At 72.1% G+C, this 15,017-nt stretch carries 16 protein-coding genes; 13 read left to right on the forward strand and 3 right to left on the reverse strand.

All coding sequences use genetic code 11. The annotated features are described in order from the left end of the window. A partial coding sequence (locus AC6LJ9_RS19705) for a LysR family transcriptional regulator (protein WP_498148893.1) occupies window positions 1–760 on the reverse strand: 760 nt, incomplete at its 3' end. Window positions 761–888: 128 nt separating this feature from the next. On the opposite strand from AC6LJ9_RS19705, the gene gstA reads away from it, so the two are divergent. After that, the gene (gene gstA, locus AC6LJ9_RS19710; RefSeq protein ID WP_498148928.1) at window positions 889–1,488 is read left to right on the forward strand and encodes a glutathione transferase GstA; all 600 of its coding nucleotides are present in this window, start codon (window positions 889–891) and stop codon (window positions 1,486–1,488) included. A gap of 29 nt (window positions 1,489–1,517) precedes the next feature. Here gstA and AC6LJ9_RS19715 read toward each other — a convergent pair whose 3' ends face one another. Together AC6LJ9_RS19715 and AC6LJ9_RS19720 are read right to left on the reverse strand one after the other, a co-directional pair. After that, a complete protein-coding gene (locus AC6LJ9_RS19715) occupies window positions 1,518–2,300 on the reverse strand; it encodes a DNA alkylation repair protein (protein WP_498148894.1) in 783 nt (260 codons plus the stop codon). Further along, on the reverse strand, window positions 2,297–2,827 hold the full coding sequence (locus AC6LJ9_RS19720; RefSeq protein WP_498148895.1) for a MarR family winged helix-turn-helix transcriptional regulator: 531 nt from the start codon (window positions 2,825–2,827) through the stop codon (window positions 2,297–2,299). The genes AC6LJ9_RS19715 and AC6LJ9_RS19720 overlap by 4 nt, the downstream gene beginning before the upstream one ends. A gap of 146 nt (window positions 2,828–2,973) precedes the next feature. Between AC6LJ9_RS19720 and AC6LJ9_RS19725 the strand changes: the two genes are divergently transcribed. The 12 genes from AC6LJ9_RS19725 to AC6LJ9_RS19780 all read left to right on the forward strand — a co-directional run bounded on the left by AC6LJ9_RS19725 (window position 2,974) and on the right by AC6LJ9_RS19780 (window position 14,980). Further along, the gene (locus AC6LJ9_RS19725; protein WP_498148896.1) at window positions 2,974–3,486 is read left to right on the forward strand and encodes a GNAT family N-acetyltransferase; all 513 of its coding nucleotides are present in this window, start codon (window positions 2,974–2,976) and stop codon (window positions 3,484–3,486) included. Window positions 3,487–3,528: 42 nt separating this feature from the next. After that, on the forward strand, window positions 3,529–4,014 hold the full coding sequence (locus AC6LJ9_RS19730) for a DUF6882 domain-containing protein (protein WP_498148897.1): 486 nt from the start codon (window positions 3,529–3,531) through the stop codon (window positions 4,012–4,014). A gap of 22 nt (window positions 4,015–4,036) precedes the next feature. Beyond that, a complete protein-coding gene (locus AC6LJ9_RS19735) occupies window positions 4,037–5,257 on the forward strand; it encodes a helix-turn-helix domain-containing protein (protein ID WP_498148898.1) in 1,221 nt (406 codons plus the stop codon). Window positions 5,258–5,290: 33 nt separating this feature from the next. After that, window positions 5,291–5,935 carry a Vgb family protein gene (locus tag AC6LJ9_RS19740; RefSeq protein ID WP_498148899.1) on the forward strand — a complete coding sequence of 215 codons (645 nt, stop codon included), beginning with the start codon at window positions 5,291–5,293 and terminating at the stop codon, window positions 5,933–5,935. Between the two features lie 143 nt (window positions 5,936–6,078). Continuing rightward, window positions 6,079–6,828 carry a DUF3348 domain-containing protein gene (locus AC6LJ9_RS19745; protein WP_498148900.1) on the forward strand — a complete coding sequence of 250 codons (750 nt, stop codon included), beginning with the start codon at window positions 6,079–6,081 and terminating at the stop codon, window positions 6,826–6,828. 10 nt (window positions 6,829–6,838) lie between these two features. Beyond that, complete coding sequence (locus AC6LJ9_RS19750; RefSeq protein WP_498148901.1) at window positions 6,839–10,240, forward strand: DUF802 domain-containing protein; 3,402 nt, start codon at window positions 6,839–6,841, stop codon at window positions 10,238–10,240. Then, window positions 10,237–10,887, forward strand: coding sequence for an OmpA family protein (locus AC6LJ9_RS19755; protein ID WP_498148902.1), 651 nt, complete (start codon window positions 10,237–10,239; stop codon window positions 10,885–10,887). Before AC6LJ9_RS19750 ends, AC6LJ9_RS19755 begins: the two co-directional genes overlap by 4 nt. Next, complete coding sequence (locus tag AC6LJ9_RS19760; RefSeq protein WP_498148903.1) at window positions 10,880–11,707, forward strand: DUF2894 domain-containing protein; 828 nt, start codon at window positions 10,880–10,882, stop codon at window positions 11,705–11,707. Before AC6LJ9_RS19755 ends, AC6LJ9_RS19760 begins: the two co-directional genes overlap by 8 nt. Window positions 11,708–11,785: 78 nt before the next feature. After that, the gene (locus AC6LJ9_RS19765; RefSeq protein WP_212322480.1) at window positions 11,786–12,031 is read left to right on the forward strand and encodes a ParD-like family protein; all 246 of its coding nucleotides are present in this window, start codon (window positions 11,786–11,788) and stop codon (window positions 12,029–12,031) included. Continuing rightward, window positions 12,031–12,822, forward strand: a complete 792-nt coding sequence (gene map, locus AC6LJ9_RS19770) for a type I methionyl aminopeptidase (RefSeq protein WP_498148904.1) — start codon at window positions 12,031–12,033, stop codon at window positions 12,820–12,822. Before AC6LJ9_RS19765 ends, map begins: the two co-directional genes overlap by 1 nt. 139 nt (window positions 12,823–12,961) lie before the next feature. Beyond that, window positions 12,962–14,185, forward strand: a complete 1,224-nt coding sequence (locus tag AC6LJ9_RS19775) for an MFS transporter (protein WP_498148905.1) — start codon at window positions 12,962–12,964, stop codon at window positions 14,183–14,185. Between the two features lie 171 nt (window positions 14,186–14,356). Then, the gene (locus tag AC6LJ9_RS19780) at window positions 14,357–14,980 is read left to right on the forward strand and encodes a glutathione S-transferase family protein (protein ID WP_498148906.1); all 624 of its coding nucleotides are present in this window, start codon (window positions 14,357–14,359) and stop codon (window positions 14,978–14,980) included. Window positions 14,981–15,017: the final 37 nt, after the last annotated feature.

Consider the following 15,017-nt stretch of genomic DNA (forward strand, 5'->3'; position numbering starts at 1 on the left):
CCCGCAGTCCGCGCCGGTTTTCGGGCAGGGTCAGTTCGGGCGCCAGGGTCACGCCCACGCCCTCGCGCACCAGCGCGAAGGCGCTGGACCATTCCGTGACCGTGGCGCGCACGTCGCGCAGCGCCAGCCCGGCCTGCTCGGCCACGCTGCCCGCGTTGACGCTGCAGCCGCCGGTGGCCAGCACGAAGGGCTGCGCCGCCAGGTCGGCCAGCGCCACGCCGCCGCCGGGTCCGCGCGCCAGCGGATGCGCGGCGGGCACCACGGCCACCCAGTCGTCCTCGCCCAGCGGACAGACGCCGCTGTCCGGCGGCGCGTTCAGCACCACGCCCAGATCCACGGTGCCTGCCGCCAGCAGCGTCTCGATTTCGTGGTCGCTGGCCTCCAGCGGTACGACCTCGATGCCCGGATGCGCCTGTCGGAAACGCCGCAGCAGCGGCGGCAGGATGGTGGAGAACACGATGGGCAGGCTGGCCAGGCGCAGCGTGCCCCCGGCCTCGCCGCGCGCCTGTCGCGCCAACGCCCGCAGGCGGTCCAGCGAAGCCAGCATCAGGCGGGCCTCGGCCACCGCCTGCAAGCCCAGCGCGGTCGGCACCGTGCGGCGGCGCTCGCGCAGGAACAGTGGCGCGCCCATGCTGTCTTCCAGCTGGGCGATGGCCTGGCTGGCGCCCGACTGGGTCATGCCGACCTGGGCGGCGGCGTGGGTGATGCTGCCGGCGTCGGCCACCGCCTGCAGCAGCCGCCAATGGATGAGGTTCATCATGGCATTAGTTAGCCTTATATCTACTTTCTGATAAGTTAATTTTACGCATGCCCAGGACGGGTTCATGCTGGCGTCTCTCCTTCACCAAGCCGGATCCCAGCATGACCACCGACGTCTCCCCCTCTCCCCTGACCCTGTACTACGCGCCCGAGGCCTGCTCGCTGGCGCCGCATATCGTGCTGCGCGAGCTGGGCCTGCCCCATGCGCTGTCGCGCGTGGACAACCGCGCCAAGCGCAGCGACCGCGGCGAGGACTTTCTCGCCATCAATCCCAAGGGCTATGTCGCCGCGCTCAAGCTCGCGGACGGCCGGGTGCTGACCGAGGGCCCGGCCATCCTGCTGTATCTGGCGGACCTGAAGCCCGAAGCCGGGCTGGCGCCGCCGGCGGGCTCGTGGGCGCGTCACCGCCTGCACGAATGGCTGGCCTTCATCTCGGCCGAGATCCACGGCGGCTTCGGACCGCTGTTCAACACCGATCTGGAAGCCTCGGCGCGCGCCTGGTGGCAGGCGCGGCTGGAGAAGCGGCTGGACTACACGGCGGCCGCCCTGGACGCCGACGGCTGGCTGCTGGACGCCGGCTACAGCGTGGCCGACGCCTATCTGTACACCGTGCTGCGCTGGGCGCCGCGCTTCGGCATCGCGCTGGAACGCTGGCCGGCGCTGCGTGCCTACATGGCGCGCATCGGCCAGCGGCCGCACACGCTCGCGGCCTTGCAAGCCGAGGCCTGAGCGCCAGCCCGGCCTCGGCGGCGCCCGCTTCAGGCGCCGACCGTGCGCAGCGCGCGCCTGCAGATCCGCAGCGTGGCCTCGGCCGGCGCATCGGCCTGCCAGCGCGCGCATACGCCGCGCACCCAGTCCGGCTGGTCCTTGCTGGCGTCGTTCAGCCAGTTGGCCACCGAGTCCTGCACATACACGGATGGATCGGCGCGCAATGGCGTCAGCAGCGGCAGGCCGATAGCCGGATCGGCCTTCAGCTCGGCGATGTGCGCGCACCACACGCCGCGCGGACGCAGCGACTCGCTGGCGAAGCGGCGCAGACGCTCCGACGGTTCCTTGGTCCACGGCGTCAGCAAGGCCACCGAGCGCCGCAGTTCCACCGTCAGTCCGGGACGCAGCGCCATCCAGACCCATTCCCTGACGCCGAAGTGCGCGTCGTCGGCCAGCGGCCGGATCAGGCGCAGCCGCGCTTCCAGTTCCAGGCCCGGCATCGCGCCGGCCATGAAGCAGGCCCAGCCGCGCACCGTGTCGGACGCGTGCCCGCGCAGCGACTCGAAGCCCGCCGGCCCCAGACGCTCCAGCAGCAGGGCGCCGGCCAGCGCCATGCGGCGCGAGATGCCCTGCCCCGCCGCCGCGCGCAAGGCCTCTGCCGCGTCGGCGCCGGCCTGCGGCACGGCGGCCGCCATCAGCGCGGCGAAATCCACCGCCAGGCACTCGGTCAGGTTGGATGCCGGCGCGCCAGCGTCCAACTGCGCGCGCCGCGCGGGGCTGATGTCCTGCACGCCGCGTCCGGCGGCGGGCGTCCTGGCTGCCTTCCTGCTCATCGCGCCACCTCCTGCAACGCCGCGCGGCCGCTGTCCGTGGCGCGCCAGACCTTGCCCAGCAATTCACCCAGCCGCTTGCGTTCCGCCGGGGACAGGGCTTCGAACAGCCCGCCTATCCATTGCGTGTGCTCGGCGAACAGCTTCGTCGCCATGGCCTTGCCCTTTGCGCTCAACAGCACCTGCACTCGCCGCCTGTCGACCTCATCGGCCTCGCGCCGCAGGAAACCGTCGCGCTCCAGCCCATCGAGCAGGCCGGTAACGGTGGCGCGCGTGACACCGGCGCGCTCGGCCAGTTCATGCGGCGACAGGCCGCCGGACTGGCCGTGCAACAGGAACAGCAACACGAACTTGCCTTCTGACAGGCCGCGCGGCGCCAACCGCGCCGCGCAATCGCGGTCGATCGCGCCGGCCGTGGCCAGCAGCTGGAAACACAGGCGCACGCCGTCCGCCGACGGCAGCCTCCGGCGCGCCGACTCGTTCAGCAAAGCGTGGTGCTTGGGTTCCAGCATGCCGTCCGGACTGTCCATGTACCGCTCCTCAAAAAATAAGAAGGCAGCATATCATATGGCAGCTAATTATATTTCCACGAACCGATGCGAGTGACAGCCGGCAACGGCAAGGTCTGCTATCCTCGCCGCTACAGATATCCAGACCGTCCGCCGCCGCCCGGTTCATGCCCATCCTCACCGTCCCAGCCGAACGTCCGCCGGTTGCCCTGCGCCGCATGTGCGTGGACGACGTGCCCATGCTGCTGGCCCTGGAGTCCGACCCCGAGGTCATGCGCTACAGCACCGGCGTCAAGCCGGCCACCGAGGCGCGCCGCCGCGAACTGCTCGACTGGCTGCTCGAGGCGCCCGGCCTGCTGGGCCACTGGGCCGTGGTGGCCGACGGCGACGCGGTCGGCTGGGCCAGCCTGACGGCCTTGCCCGGCACCGATCGCATCCAGCTCGCCTACCGGCTGCAACGGCGCGCCTGGGGCCGGGGCTGCGCCACCGCAGCCGGCCGCCAGCTGTGCGACTATGCCTGGCGCATGCTGGATGTCGCGGCCCTGTCCGCCGTCGCCTGGCCGGACAACCTGGCCTCGCGGCGCGTGCTCGAAAAACTCGGCTTCGTCCAGGCCGGCACCGAAACGCACTACGGGCGCGACACCGTGGCCTATCTGTTGCCGCGTCCGGCCTCGGCCTGACCCACGCCATCACTCTTACCCCTTTCCTGGAACCATCCACTCATGACCGACGCCCACAACACCGCCCCCGCCGATCCCCGCGTCTATATCGCGCAGAGCGTGGAAGGCATGAAGGCCGCCACCGCCGCCCATTGCGGTTCCTGGCACCTGGACCAAGCCGAGCGCTGGTCGGTGGACATGGACGAGGGGCTGATCCGCTTCGTGCTGCCCGACGGCATGCATGCCTCGGCCCCTGTCCAGATCGTGGGCACCACCAACAGCGACGACGGATCCTTCCTGTGGGGCTGGGATCACCCGTCCGTGCCGCCGGAACTGGCCGAACACGCCGAACTGGCGCGCGCCTTCGGCGAAGCCCATGGATTGCCCGAGTACAGCAACCGCAAGGTCGAGTGCGACGACATGCAGGCCTGGGAATTCGCCGCCGTGGCCATGCGCCTGGGCGGCGCCAGCGGCACCTATCGCGGACAGGCGTCGGAAACCGCCTCCGTGTGGATGACCTTCGGCGCCGTGACCCTGTCCCAGGGCTGAGGCCGCCGCGCCGGGATCTCCCATGGACTCGCCCCTGGCCGCCGCCGCCCGCGCGCTCGCCTCGGGCGATCCGCTGGGCGCGCTGCACCATGTCGCGCTGCGCGGCGACCCGCCGGCGCTGGCGCTGCGCGGCATCGCCCTGGCCCAGCTGGGCGATCTGGAACGCGCCCGCGCCCTGCTGCGGCGCGCGGCCCGCGCGTTCCGCCCGGACCAGGAACTGGCGCGGGCGCGCTGCGAGCTGGCCGAAGCCGATGTGGCGCTGGCCATGCGCGACCTGGACTGGCCCGATGAAACGCTGGAATCCACCCGGCAGGCCCTGCTGCGGCATGGCGACCTGGCCAACGCCGCCCATGCCCGGCTGCTGCATGCTCGGCGCCTGCTGCTGCTGGGCCGCGCCGACGACGCCGCCGTCGCCATCGCCGGCTGGGAGCAGGCGTCGCTGCCCGCCGCCGCGCGGGCGGTGCATGCCTTGGCCGCCGCCGGCATCGCCCTGCGCCGCCTGCAGGCCGAACCCGCCCGCCTGGCGCTGGCCCAGGCCCGGACCGCCGCGCGCGCATCCGGCATCGGCGCGCTACAGGCCGAGGCCGACGCGCTTTCCCGTCTACTTGAGGCCCCGGCGGCCAGGCTGATCCGCCACGGCGCGCAGCGCCTGCTGCGCCTGGACGAAGTGGAAGCGCTGATGGCCTCGGACGCGCTGGTGGCGGACACCGCCCGCCAGGCGCTGCGCGGTCCCATGGCCACGGTGGACCTGTCGCGGCGGCCGGTGCTGTTCGCGCTGGCCCGCCAGCTGGCCGAGGCCTGGCCCGGCGACGCGCCGCGCGAGGCGCTGATCGCCGCCGTCTTCCGCCTGCGGCGGCCCGACGAAACCCATCGCGCCCGCCTGCGGGTGGAGGCCGGCCGGCTGCGCGCCGCCCTGAAGGGCATGGCCGAGGTCCGTGCCAGCCGCCGGGGCTATGCGCTGACCCTGCCGCCCGGCTGCGAAGCCGTGACGCTGGCCCCGCCCGATGAAGGCGCCCACCCGGAACTGCAGGCCCTGCTGGCTGACGGCCAGCCCTGGTCCAGCGCCGCGCTGGCCCTGGCGCTGGGCGCCAGCCAGCGTTCGGTGCAGCGCGCCTTGGAAACCCTGGCGGCCGCCGGTCAGGCCCAACCGCTGGGACAGGGACGCGCGCGCCGCTGGGCCGCGCCGCCGCCGCCCGGATGCGCGACGGTTTTGTTACTCCCGCCGCTGCCGCCAGCGGACTAGCATGGCTCCATTCCCATCCGGAGACTTCCCGCCATGAAATCCGCTCCCGCCCAGATCGTCCGTGAATACGGCCCCTTCCCCGGCGTCACCGATGTCCACGGCGTCAGCCACGACGGCCGCCGGGTCTGGTTCGCCACCGGCGATTCGCTGCAATCGATGGACCCGGCCAGCGGCAAGGTCGTCAGCATCATCAAGATGACGGCGCACGCCGGCACCGCCTACGACGGCCGGCACCTGTACCAGCTCGCCGGTCCGAGCATCCAGAAGGTCGACCCGCGCAGCGGCGAGATCCTGGCCACGCTGCCCGCGCCCGCCGAGGGCTGCTCGGGCATGGCCTGGGCCGAGGGCGCGCTGTGGGTGGCGCACTACCGCGAGCGCAAGATCCACAAGATCGACCCGGCCACGGGCAAGATCCTGCGCACCATCGCCTCGGACCGCTACGTCACCGGCGTCACCTGGACCAACGGCGGCCTGTGGCACGGCACCTGGGAAAACGACGAAAGCGAGCTGCGCCGCGTCTCGCCCGAGACCGGGGAGGTGCAGGAGAGCCTGCTCATGCCGCCGGGCGTCTACGTCTCCGGGCTGGAGGCCGGCGACGGCGTGTTCTATTGCGGCGGCAGCACCAGCGGCAGGATCCGCGCCGTGCGCCAGCCCGAGCCGGCGTCCGAAAGCCGCTGAACGGACGCCGCCGCCCAAACCGGCGGCGCTCCGTCCCCCAGGGGAATCCACCCGCCTTCCTCCCTGCATCCGCCCGCCGCCCCCCGGGGGCCCGCCTTCCGCCTCGCCAGCGTGTAAACTCCCCCCTTTTTGGCTCTGGTGGTATGGTGCAAGCCCCTCGGCGCACAGGTTTCAGCGGCCCGACGCTCGTTCGCTTGCTTGCTCGCCTGACGGACGTCGACGTTCCCGAATCCGGACAATCCCTTTCCGACCGGCTCAGCCTCTGGCTGGGCTGGACGGACGCCATCGCGCTCGCCGCCGTGCTGGACGGCAAGCCGCCGGCCATGGCGCCGGGCGGCCCGGCGTTCGACAGCGAGCAGGACCGGGAAAGCCTGAAGCTGCGGACCACGCTGGCCGATGCCATCGCCAGCGACACCGAATTCACCGCCGCCCGGCCCCGCGGCCGGCAGCCGCCCTCGCGGACGCAGGCCGTGCCCAAGGCGCCGACCGACGCCGACTACTCCAGCTTCCGCCAGCGCTATGTGTCGCTGCAGCACACGATGGAGAACGGCATCGGCGGCATGCGCAGCCGCCTGCGCGGCATGCTGGCCGGACGCAATCCGGAAATGACCCGGCTGGCGATGGTGGACGCCATCATGGAAAGATCGCTCAGCGTGCGCGAACGCGCCCTCATGACGAGCATTCCGACGCTGCTCGGCGCGCATTTCGAGCGGCTGCGCAAGGCCGAGCAATCGGCGCAGGAAGAAGCCGAGGCGGCGGACATGCCGCCGCCGGCCAAGCCCGGCGCCTGGCTGGACACGTTTCGCAAGGACATGCGCAGCGTGCTGCTGGCCGAACTGGATATTCGTTTTCAACCGGTGGAAGGGCTGCTCGCGGCGCTTCGCACCCGCTAATTAGGACACTATGTCCCGATACCTCATCAATCTGGTCGTTTTTCTTGTGGGCCTGGCCGCGGCAGGCTGGATCGGCGCGGGCTATGTCGGCTCGAACCCGTTGGCGCTCGGTGTCACGCTGCTGATCGCCCTGTTCTACATGGCGGGCGCCTTCGAGCTGTACCGCTACGGCCGCGCCACCGGCGGGCTGCGCCAGGCGGTGGCCGGGCTGGACGCCCCGCCCGCCTCGCTGGCCGGCTGGCTCGACTCCCTGCCGCCCAGCCTGCGCCACGCCGCCCGGCTGCGCATCGAAGGCGAGCGCGCCGCCCTGCCCGGCCCCTCGCTCACGCCCTACCTGGTCGGCCTGCTGGTGCTGCTGGGCATGCTCGGCACCTTCCTGGGCATGGTGGTCACGCTGCGCGGCACCGGCCTGGCGCTGGAAAGCGCCACCGACCTGCACGCCATCCGCGCCTCGCTGGCCGCGCCGGTCAAGGGCCTGGGCTTCGCCTTCGGCACCTCGATCGCCGGCGTCGCCACCTCGGCCATGCTGGGCCTGCTGTCCGCGCTCTGTCGGCGCGACCGCATCCTGGCCTCGCAGCAATTCGACGCCCGCGTCGCCACCACGCTGCGCCCTTATTCGCAAAGCTACCAGCGCGAGGAAACGCTCAAGCTGCTGCAACGCCAGGCCGACGCCATGCCGGCCCTGGCCGAGCGCCTGCAGGCCATGATCGACGCCGTCGAGCGCCAGGGCCAGGCCATGAATGACCGCCAGCTCGCCAGCCAGGACGCCTTCCAGGGCAAGGCCGAGGCCGCCTACAGCCGCCTGGCCGCCTCGGTCGAACAGACGCTCAAGGCCAGCGTGGCCGACAGCGCCCGCGCCGCAGGCGCGGCGCTGCAGCCTGTCGTGGAAGCCACCATGACCGGCCTGGCGCGCGAGACCGCCGCGCTGCGCGACACCGTGTCCGACGCGGTGCAGCGCCAGCTCGACGGCCTGTCCGCCGGATTCCGCGAATCCACCGCCGACGTGGCCGGCATCTGGGCGCGCGCGCTGGACGGCCAGCAGCGCGCCAACGAAACGCTGGCGAACGATCTGCGCGTCTCGCTGGATCAGTTCGCCGCCACCTTCGCGCAGCGCTCCGCCGCGCTGATGGACGGCATGTCCACGCGCATGGAAGCCTCGGCCGGCAAGCTGTCCGATGTCTGGGACGGCGCGCTGTCGCGCCAGGAACGCGCCGGCGAGAAGCTGGCCGGCGACAACCAGCAGGCGCTGGCCTCGGCCGCCGCCGCGCTCGAACGCCAATCGGCCGCGCTGGTGCAAGCCGTGAGCCAGTCCCACGCCGACCTGCAGTCCGCGCTGATGGCGCGCGACGAGCAGCGCCTTGCAGCCTGGAACGCGTCGCTGGGTTCGGTCTCGGCCTCCCTGCGCCAGGAATGGGAACAGGCAGCGGCGCAGACCGCCGGCCGCCAGCAGGAGATCTGCGACGCGCTGGCGCTGACCGCCCAGCGCATCTCCGACCACACCCAGCTGCAGGCCGGCGAGACCATCGCCGAGATCAGCCGCCTGGTGCAGGCCGCTGCCGACGCGCCCAAGGCCGCCGCCGCGCTGCAGGCCGAGCTGGCCGCGCGCGACCAGGATCGCCTGCAGGCCTGGACGGCCTCGCTGGAGAACATGACCGCCGCGCTGCGCCAGGAATGGCAGCAGGCCGGCGCCGAGGCGGCCAGCCGCCAGCGCGAGATCTGCGACGCGCTGGCGCTCGCCGCGCAGAACATCTCCGAACAGGCGCGCACCCAGGCCAGCGGCACGCTGGCCGAGATCAACCGCCTGGTCGACGCCGCCGCCGACGCGCCCAAGGCCGCCCTCGCGCTGCAGGACGAACTGGCCGCGCGCGACCGCGAACGCCTGGACGCCTGGAGCGGCTCGCTGGCCGAGATGACCGCCGCGCTGCGCCAGGAATGGCAGCAGGCCGGCGCCGACGCCACCAGCCGCCAGCGCGAAATCTGTGACGCACTGGCCCTGGCCGCGCAGCACATCTCCGAACAGACGCAGGCCCAGGCCAGCGGCACGCTGGCGGAAATCAACCGCCTGGTCGACGCCGCCGCCGACGCGCCCAAGGCCGCCCTCGCCCTGCAGGGCGAGCTGGCCGCGCGCGACCGCGAGCGCCTGGACGCCTGGAGCGGCTCGCTGGCCGAGATGGCCGCCGCGCTGCGCCAGGAATGGCAGCAGGCCGGCGCCGACGCCGCCAGCCGCCAGCGCGAAATCTGCGATGCCCTGCTGCTGGCCGCGCAGGACATCTCCGAGCAAGGCCGCGCCCAGGCCAGCGGCACGCTGGCGGAAATCAACCGCCTGGTCGATGCCGCCGCCGAAGCGCCCAAGGCCGCCGTCGCCCTGCAGGCCGAGCTGGTGGCCCGCGACCAGGCCCGCCTGGACGCCTGGACCGGCACGCTGGCCGAGATGGCCGCCACGCTGCGCCAGGAATGGCAGCAGGCTGGCGCCGACGCCGCCAGCCGCCAGCAGCAGATCTGCGAGGCGCTGGCCGACACCGCCCGTCAGATCTCGGATCAATCGCGCGCCCATGCCAGCGACACGCTGGCCGAGATCAACCGCCTGGTCGATGCCGCCGCCGAGGCGCCCAAGGCCGCCGTCGCCCTGCAAAGCGACCTGGTGGCCCGCGACGAGGCCCGCCTGGACGCCTGGACCGGCTCGCTGGCCGGCATGGCCGCCGCGCTGCGCGAGGAATGGCAGCAGACCGGCGCCGCCACCGCCAGCCGCCAGCAGGAAATCTGCGACGCGCTGGCCCAGGCCGCGCGCGACATCTCCGAGCACACCCACACCCACGCCAGCGCCACCATCGCCGAGATCGAGCGCCTGGCGCAGGCCGCGTCCGAAGCGCCTCGCGCCGCCGCCGAGGTCATCGGCGAACTGCGCCAGAAGCTGTCCGACAGCCTGGCCCACGACAATGCCATGCTGGAAGAGCGCGGCCGCCTGCTCGACACGCTGGCGACCCTGCTGGACGCCGTCAACCTCGCCTCCACCGAGCAGCGCGCCGCCGTGGACGCGCTGGTCGGCACCACCTCGGAACTGATGGACCGGGTGGGCGCGCAGTTCTCGGAACGCGTCGAATCCGAAACCGGCAAGCTGGCCGAGGTCTCGGCCCAGGTCACCGGCAGCGCCGTCGAAGTGGCCAGCCTGGGCGAGGCCTTCGGCGCCGCCGTGCAGCTGTTCAGCGCGTCCAACGACAAGCTGGGCACGCAGCTCGAACGCATCGAGGCGGCGCTGGACAAGTCCATCGCCCGTGGCGACGAACAGCTCTCCTACTATGTGTCGCAAGCGCGTGAAGTGGTGGACCTGAGCCTGATGTCGCAGAAGCAGATCATTGAAGACCTGCAGCACCTGGCCAGCCAGCGCGCCGACGCGGGGACCGAGGCCGCATGAGCGAGGACTTCGACGCCGGCGTGGACTCCACCGCGCCCACCTGGGCGGTCTTTGGCGACCTGATGTCGGTGCTGCTGGGCTCGTTCGTGCTGATCCTGGTCAGCGTGATCGGCATGCAGCTCGAACTGTCGACCCAGCTGGAAGACGAGGTCAAGCAGCGCCAGGAGGAAACTCATCGCCGCGAAAGCCTGGAACAGGTGCTGGCCGGCCCGCTGGCCGCGGGCCGCGTCACGCTGGTCAATGGCCGCATCGGCATCAGCGGCAGCGTGCTGTTCGCGCTGAACTCCGACCAGCTCCAGCCCGACGGCCGCGAGCTGCTCAAGAGCCTGGCCGAACCGCTCACCGCCTACCTCGGCACGCGCCAGGAGATCCTGATGGTCAGCGGCTTCACCGACGACCAGCAGGTGCGCGAGGGCAACCGACGCTTCGCCGACAACTGGGACCTGTCGGCCCAGCGCGCGCTGACCGTCACCCGCACCCTGATCGAAGCCGGCGTGCCGTCCTCGTCGCTGTTCGCCGCGGCCTTCGGCTCGGAGCAGCCGGTGGCCTCGAACGCCGACGCCGAGGGCCAGGCCAAGAACCGCCGCGTGGAAATCGCGCCGGTGCCGCGCCTGGCCGGCGACCCGGCCAAGAAACCGAATGACTGACCACGCGCAGGCCGACCCCGGGCACGAACGGGATCCGGTCCCGACCGCCCAGGAAAGCGATCAGGACCGCCAGGCCCTGATCGCCTCCGTGGACGAGTCCGCCAGCCGCCTCGCCCGGCCGCGCAGCGCCGCCGGCCTGCGCCTGGACGCCTGGCGCGAGCGCGGCGACGACCGCCTGGATCCCGTGCGCTTCCGCTTCATGGACGCGCTGGAGCGGCGCTCCGCGCCGCATGCCGGCTCCGCTCGCGCGCTGCTGGACCAGCGCCTGGCCGCCCTGCTCGACGCCTACGCGGCGGACCTGGAGCGGGACGGGACGGCGCCTGGCAGCCCCGCGCCCGGGCCATCATCGGAAGCGCCTGGCCATGACGCGCGGGATTCGGCCGCCCTTGCGCCCGTCGACACGCCCCTGCCCGCCGACACCCTGGCCAGCCTGGCCCGCGCGCTCGACACCGGCCACGCCGTGCCCTGGCGCGGCGCCTATCCCGAGCTGCCGCTGCTGGACGTGTACCGCGACATCTGGGCCAAGGTCAGCGCCAACCGCCAGCTGCGCCAATCGGAACAGCAGGTGCCCGACAATGCCGGCCCGCTCAATTCCAACAACCTGGTCCATCGCTCGCTGGCGCTGATGCGCCAGCTCTCGCCCGGTTACCTGCACCAGTTCCTGTCCTACCTGGACGCGCTGGCCTGGATGGAGCAGTTCGACGGCGCGGTGGCGGCCGCCAGGGAAGCCGCCCGCGGTTCGGCCAAGGCTGGCGCCAAGGGCGCGGGCAAGACGGCCAAGCCTGCCGCCGCCAAGCGCGGCCGGGCCAAGACGGCCTGAAGCCCGGTCCGATTTGCGCCGGACCCGGCGCCCGCAGTAAGATACGATCCATATACAAACCATATACGGATCACTTACATGGGCATCGTCAAGATCTCCGAGCAGATGCATGAGAACCTGCGCGTGGCCAGCGCCGCGCTCAGCCGCTCCATCAATTCCCAGGCCGAGCACTGGATGCGCATCGGCATGCTGTCCGAGCTGTATCCCCAGCTGCGCCACGCGGACATCTGCCAGCTGCTGATCCGCATCGAGCAGGCCGAGGGCTTCTCCATCGCCGCCCTGTCCCAGGGCCAACCGCAAGACGCGCAGCGGGAGGCCGCGTGATGGCCAGGAAGGTCTCGATCAAATCCGCCGCCGACATCGAAATGGCCCGCAAGGCCGGCGCGCTTGCGGCCGAAGTGCTGCAGGTGGTGGCCGAGCACGTGCGGCCCGGCGTCACCACCGACGAACTGGACCGCATCTGCCACGACCACATCGTCAAGGTGCAGCAGGCCATCCCCGCCAACATCGGCTACCACGGCTTTCCCAAGACCATCTGCGCCTCGCCCAACCACGTCATCTGCCACGGCATCCCGTCGTCCAAGGTGCTCAAGAACGGCGACATCCTGAACATCGACGTGGCCGTCATCAAGGACGGCTGGTACGGCGACACCAGCCGCATGTACTACGTCGGCGAACCCAGCCCGCTGGCCCGCCGGCTGGTGCGTACCACCTACGAAGCCATGCGCGCCGGCATCATGGCCGTCAGGCCGGGCGCCACGCTGGGCGACATCGGCCACGCCATCCAGACGGTGGCGCACCGCGAGCACTTCAGCATCGTGCGCGAGTACTGTGGCCACGGCATCGGCCAGATCTACCACGACGAGCCGCAGGTACTGCACTACGGCCGTCCCGGCGAGGGCCTGGTGCTGCAGCCCGGCATGATGTTCACCATCGAACCCATGATCAACGCCGGCAAGCCGGCCACGCGCCAGATGCCCGACGGCTGGACCGTGGTCACCAAGGACCGCTCGCTGTCCGCGCAGTGGGAGCACATGGTGGTGGTGACCGACACCGGCTATGAAGTGCTGACGCCCTGGCCCGACGGCTTCGGCGACTACCCGCCCATTCCCTGAGGCGGCCGCCCGGCAGGGCGGCGCAAGTAGCGGAGTGCCGTGGCGGACGGCGGCGTCCATGATGGCGTCTGCGCCGTCCTGGCCGCTCACCGCCGCGCCAGGACGGTTTCCGTCCAACGCACCGGCTGCCATCGCCTCCATGCCCTCCCTGTCTCCGGCGTTCCGCCGACTGGCCTCGTCCAACCTGGCCGCCCAATTCTCCGAACAGATCGCCCTGGCCGCCGCGCCGCTGGCCGCCGTGCTGGCGCTGGGCGCCGATGCCGCCCAGACCGGCTATCTGCAGACTGCCCAGACCCTGCCCTTCCTGCTGCTGTCGCTGCCCGCCGGCGTGCTGGCCGACCGCATGCAGCGCCGGCTGCTGATGAGCGCCGCCGAGTGCGCGCGCGCCGTCAGCCTGCTGTGCCTGCTGGCGCTGCTCTGGTCCGGCCAGCTGACCCTGCCGCTGCTGGCCGCGCTGGGTTTCCTGGGCGCTGTCGGCACCGTCGCCTACAACGTGGCCGCCCCCGCGCTGGTGCCCCGGCTGGTGCCCCCGGCCGAATTGGCCGGCGCCAACCGCTGGCTGGAACTGGCGCGCAGCGCCGCCTTCTCGGCCGGTCCGGCCGCCGGCGGCGCGCTGGTCAGCGCGCTGGGCGCGTCCGCCGCCTATGCGCTGGCGACCGCGCTGTCGCTGCTGGCCGCCCTGCTGCTGGCGGGCCTGCCGGCCGACGCGCCCGCCGCGACGGCGGCACACCGCCACATCGGACGCGAACTGGTCGAAGGCGCCGCCTTCGTGCTGCGCCATCCACTGCTGCGGCCCGTGCTGGTCACCGCCGTGTTCTTCAACCTGGCCTGGTTCATATTGCAAGCCGTCTACGTGGTCTATGCCATCCGCGACCTGGGACTGGACGCCGCCGGCGTGGGCCTGACGCTGGGCATCTATGGCCTGGGCATGCTGGCCGGCGCGCTGCTGGCGCCGCGCCTGGCGCGCCGGCTGAGCTTCGGCGCGCTGATCGCCGCCGGCCCCCTGTGCGCGCTGCTAGCCAGCGGCCTGATGCTGCTGACCCTGGCGCGCCCCTCGCCCGCGCTGGCCGCGCTCGCCTTCTTCCTGTTCGGCGCCGGTCCCATCCTCTGGACCATCGCCACCACCACGCTGCGCCAGGCGGTCACGCCCAACGCCATGCTGGGCCGCGTGTCGGCCGTGATCCTGACCGCCACCTTCGGCGCCCGGCCCCTCGGCGCGCTGATCGGCGCGGCCCTGGCCGAGCATGTGGACATCGCCGCCTGCCTGTGGGTCTCGGCGCTGGGCTTCGCGCTGCAGTTCGCCGTGATCTGCGCCTCGCCAGTCCCCAGGCTGCGCACCCAGCCCGAAGCCGTGGCCGGCTGATCCGGAGCACGGTCGCGGGCTGGCCATGCCTCGCCCAGCGGGCCTCGCCGGCGGCGGTTTGCCGGCGGCGCCGGCACTGTTGCGGCCCGGGAAAACGCAAACTGTATCTGCCGCCTGGACGCGCCGTGCCATACACTGGCCCGGTCGATCGTCCATCCCCCCGTCCGCCTCATGCTGAAGATCCTGGGAAAAGCCTCATCCATCAACGTGCGCAAGGTCCTGTGGACCTGCGTCGAGCTCGGCCTGCCCTTCGAGCGCGAAGACTGGGGCTCGGGCTTCCAGCCCACCGATGCCCCGGCCTTCCTGGCGCTCAACCCGAACGCCATGGTGCCCGTCATCCAGGACGGCGACTTCACGCTATGGGAATCGAACAGCATCATCCGCTACCTGGCCAACCAGTACGGCGACGGCGCGCTCTACCCGGCCGACGCGCGCCTGCGCGCCAGGGTGGATCAATGGATGGACTGGCAGGCCACGGACCTGAACCGCTCATGGAGCTACGCCTTCATGGCCCTGGCGCGCCAGTCGCCCGCCCATCAGGATCCCGCCGCGATCCAGGCCTCGCAACAGGCCTGGACGCAGTTCATGGGCATCCTGGAACAGCGCCTGCAAGCCACCGGCGGCCATGTGGCGGGCGCCGGCTACTCGCTGGCGGACATTCCCGTCGGCCTGTCGGTCAACCGGTGGTTCGAGACGCCTTTCGCGAAACCAGCGCTGCCGGCGGTGGCGGCCTACTACGACCGGCTGGCATTACGCGAGGGCTACCGGCGGCATGGCCGCAATGGCGTGGCGTAGGCGCGGCGTTCCTGCCTGGCGGCAACGCGGCCGGCGC

This window comes from Achromobacter sp. 1011811831 (genome assembly GCF_059760905.1).

Excerpts from the sequence above, each read along its gene's own strand:
- AC6LJ9_RS19715 (WP_498148894.1), bottom strand. The coding sequence starts at position 2,300 with ATGAGCAGGAAGGCAGCCAGGACGCCCGCCGCCGGACGCGGCGTGCAG.
- AC6LJ9_RS19720 (WP_498148895.1), bottom strand. The coding sequence starts at position 2,827 with ATGGACAGTCCGGACGGCATGCTGGAACCCAAGCACCACGCTTTGCTG.
- AC6LJ9_RS19725 (WP_498148896.1), top strand. The coding sequence starts at position 2,974 with ATGCCCATCCTCACCGTCCCAGCCGAACGTCCGCCGGTTGCCCTGCGC.
- AC6LJ9_RS19730 (WP_498148897.1), top strand. The coding sequence starts at position 3,529 with ATGACCGACGCCCACAACACCGCCCCCGCCGATCCCCGCGTCTATATC.
- AC6LJ9_RS19735 (WP_498148898.1), top strand. The coding sequence starts at position 4,037 with ATGGACTCGCCCCTGGCCGCCGCCGCCCGCGCGCTCGCCTCGGGCGAT.
- AC6LJ9_RS19740 (WP_498148899.1), top strand. The coding sequence starts at position 5,291 with ATGAAATCCGCTCCCGCCCAGATCGTCCGTGAATACGGCCCCTTCCCC.
- AC6LJ9_RS19745 (WP_498148900.1), top strand. The coding sequence starts at position 6,079 with ATGGTGCAAGCCCCTCGGCGCACAGGTTTCAGCGGCCCGACGCTCGTT.
- AC6LJ9_RS19750 (WP_498148901.1), top strand. The coding sequence starts at position 6,839 with ATGTCCCGATACCTCATCAATCTGGTCGTTTTTCTTGTGGGCCTGGCC.
- AC6LJ9_RS19755 (WP_498148902.1), top strand. The coding sequence starts at position 10,237 with ATGAGCGAGGACTTCGACGCCGGCGTGGACTCCACCGCGCCCACCTGG.
- AC6LJ9_RS19760 (WP_498148903.1), top strand. The coding sequence starts at position 10,880 with ATGACTGACCACGCGCAGGCCGACCCCGGGCACGAACGGGATCCGGTC.
- AC6LJ9_RS19765 (WP_212322480.1), top strand. The coding sequence starts at position 11,786 with ATGGGCATCGTCAAGATCTCCGAGCAGATGCATGAGAACCTGCGCGTG.
- map (WP_498148904.1), top strand. The coding sequence starts at position 12,031 with ATGGCCAGGAAGGTCTCGATCAAATCCGCCGCCGACATCGAAATGGCC.
- AC6LJ9_RS19775 (WP_498148905.1), top strand. The coding sequence starts at position 12,962 with ATGCCCTCCCTGTCTCCGGCGTTCCGCCGACTGGCCTCGTCCAACCTG.
- AC6LJ9_RS19780 (WP_498148906.1), top strand. The coding sequence starts at position 14,357 with ATGCTGAAGATCCTGGGAAAAGCCTCATCCATCAACGTGCGCAAGGTC.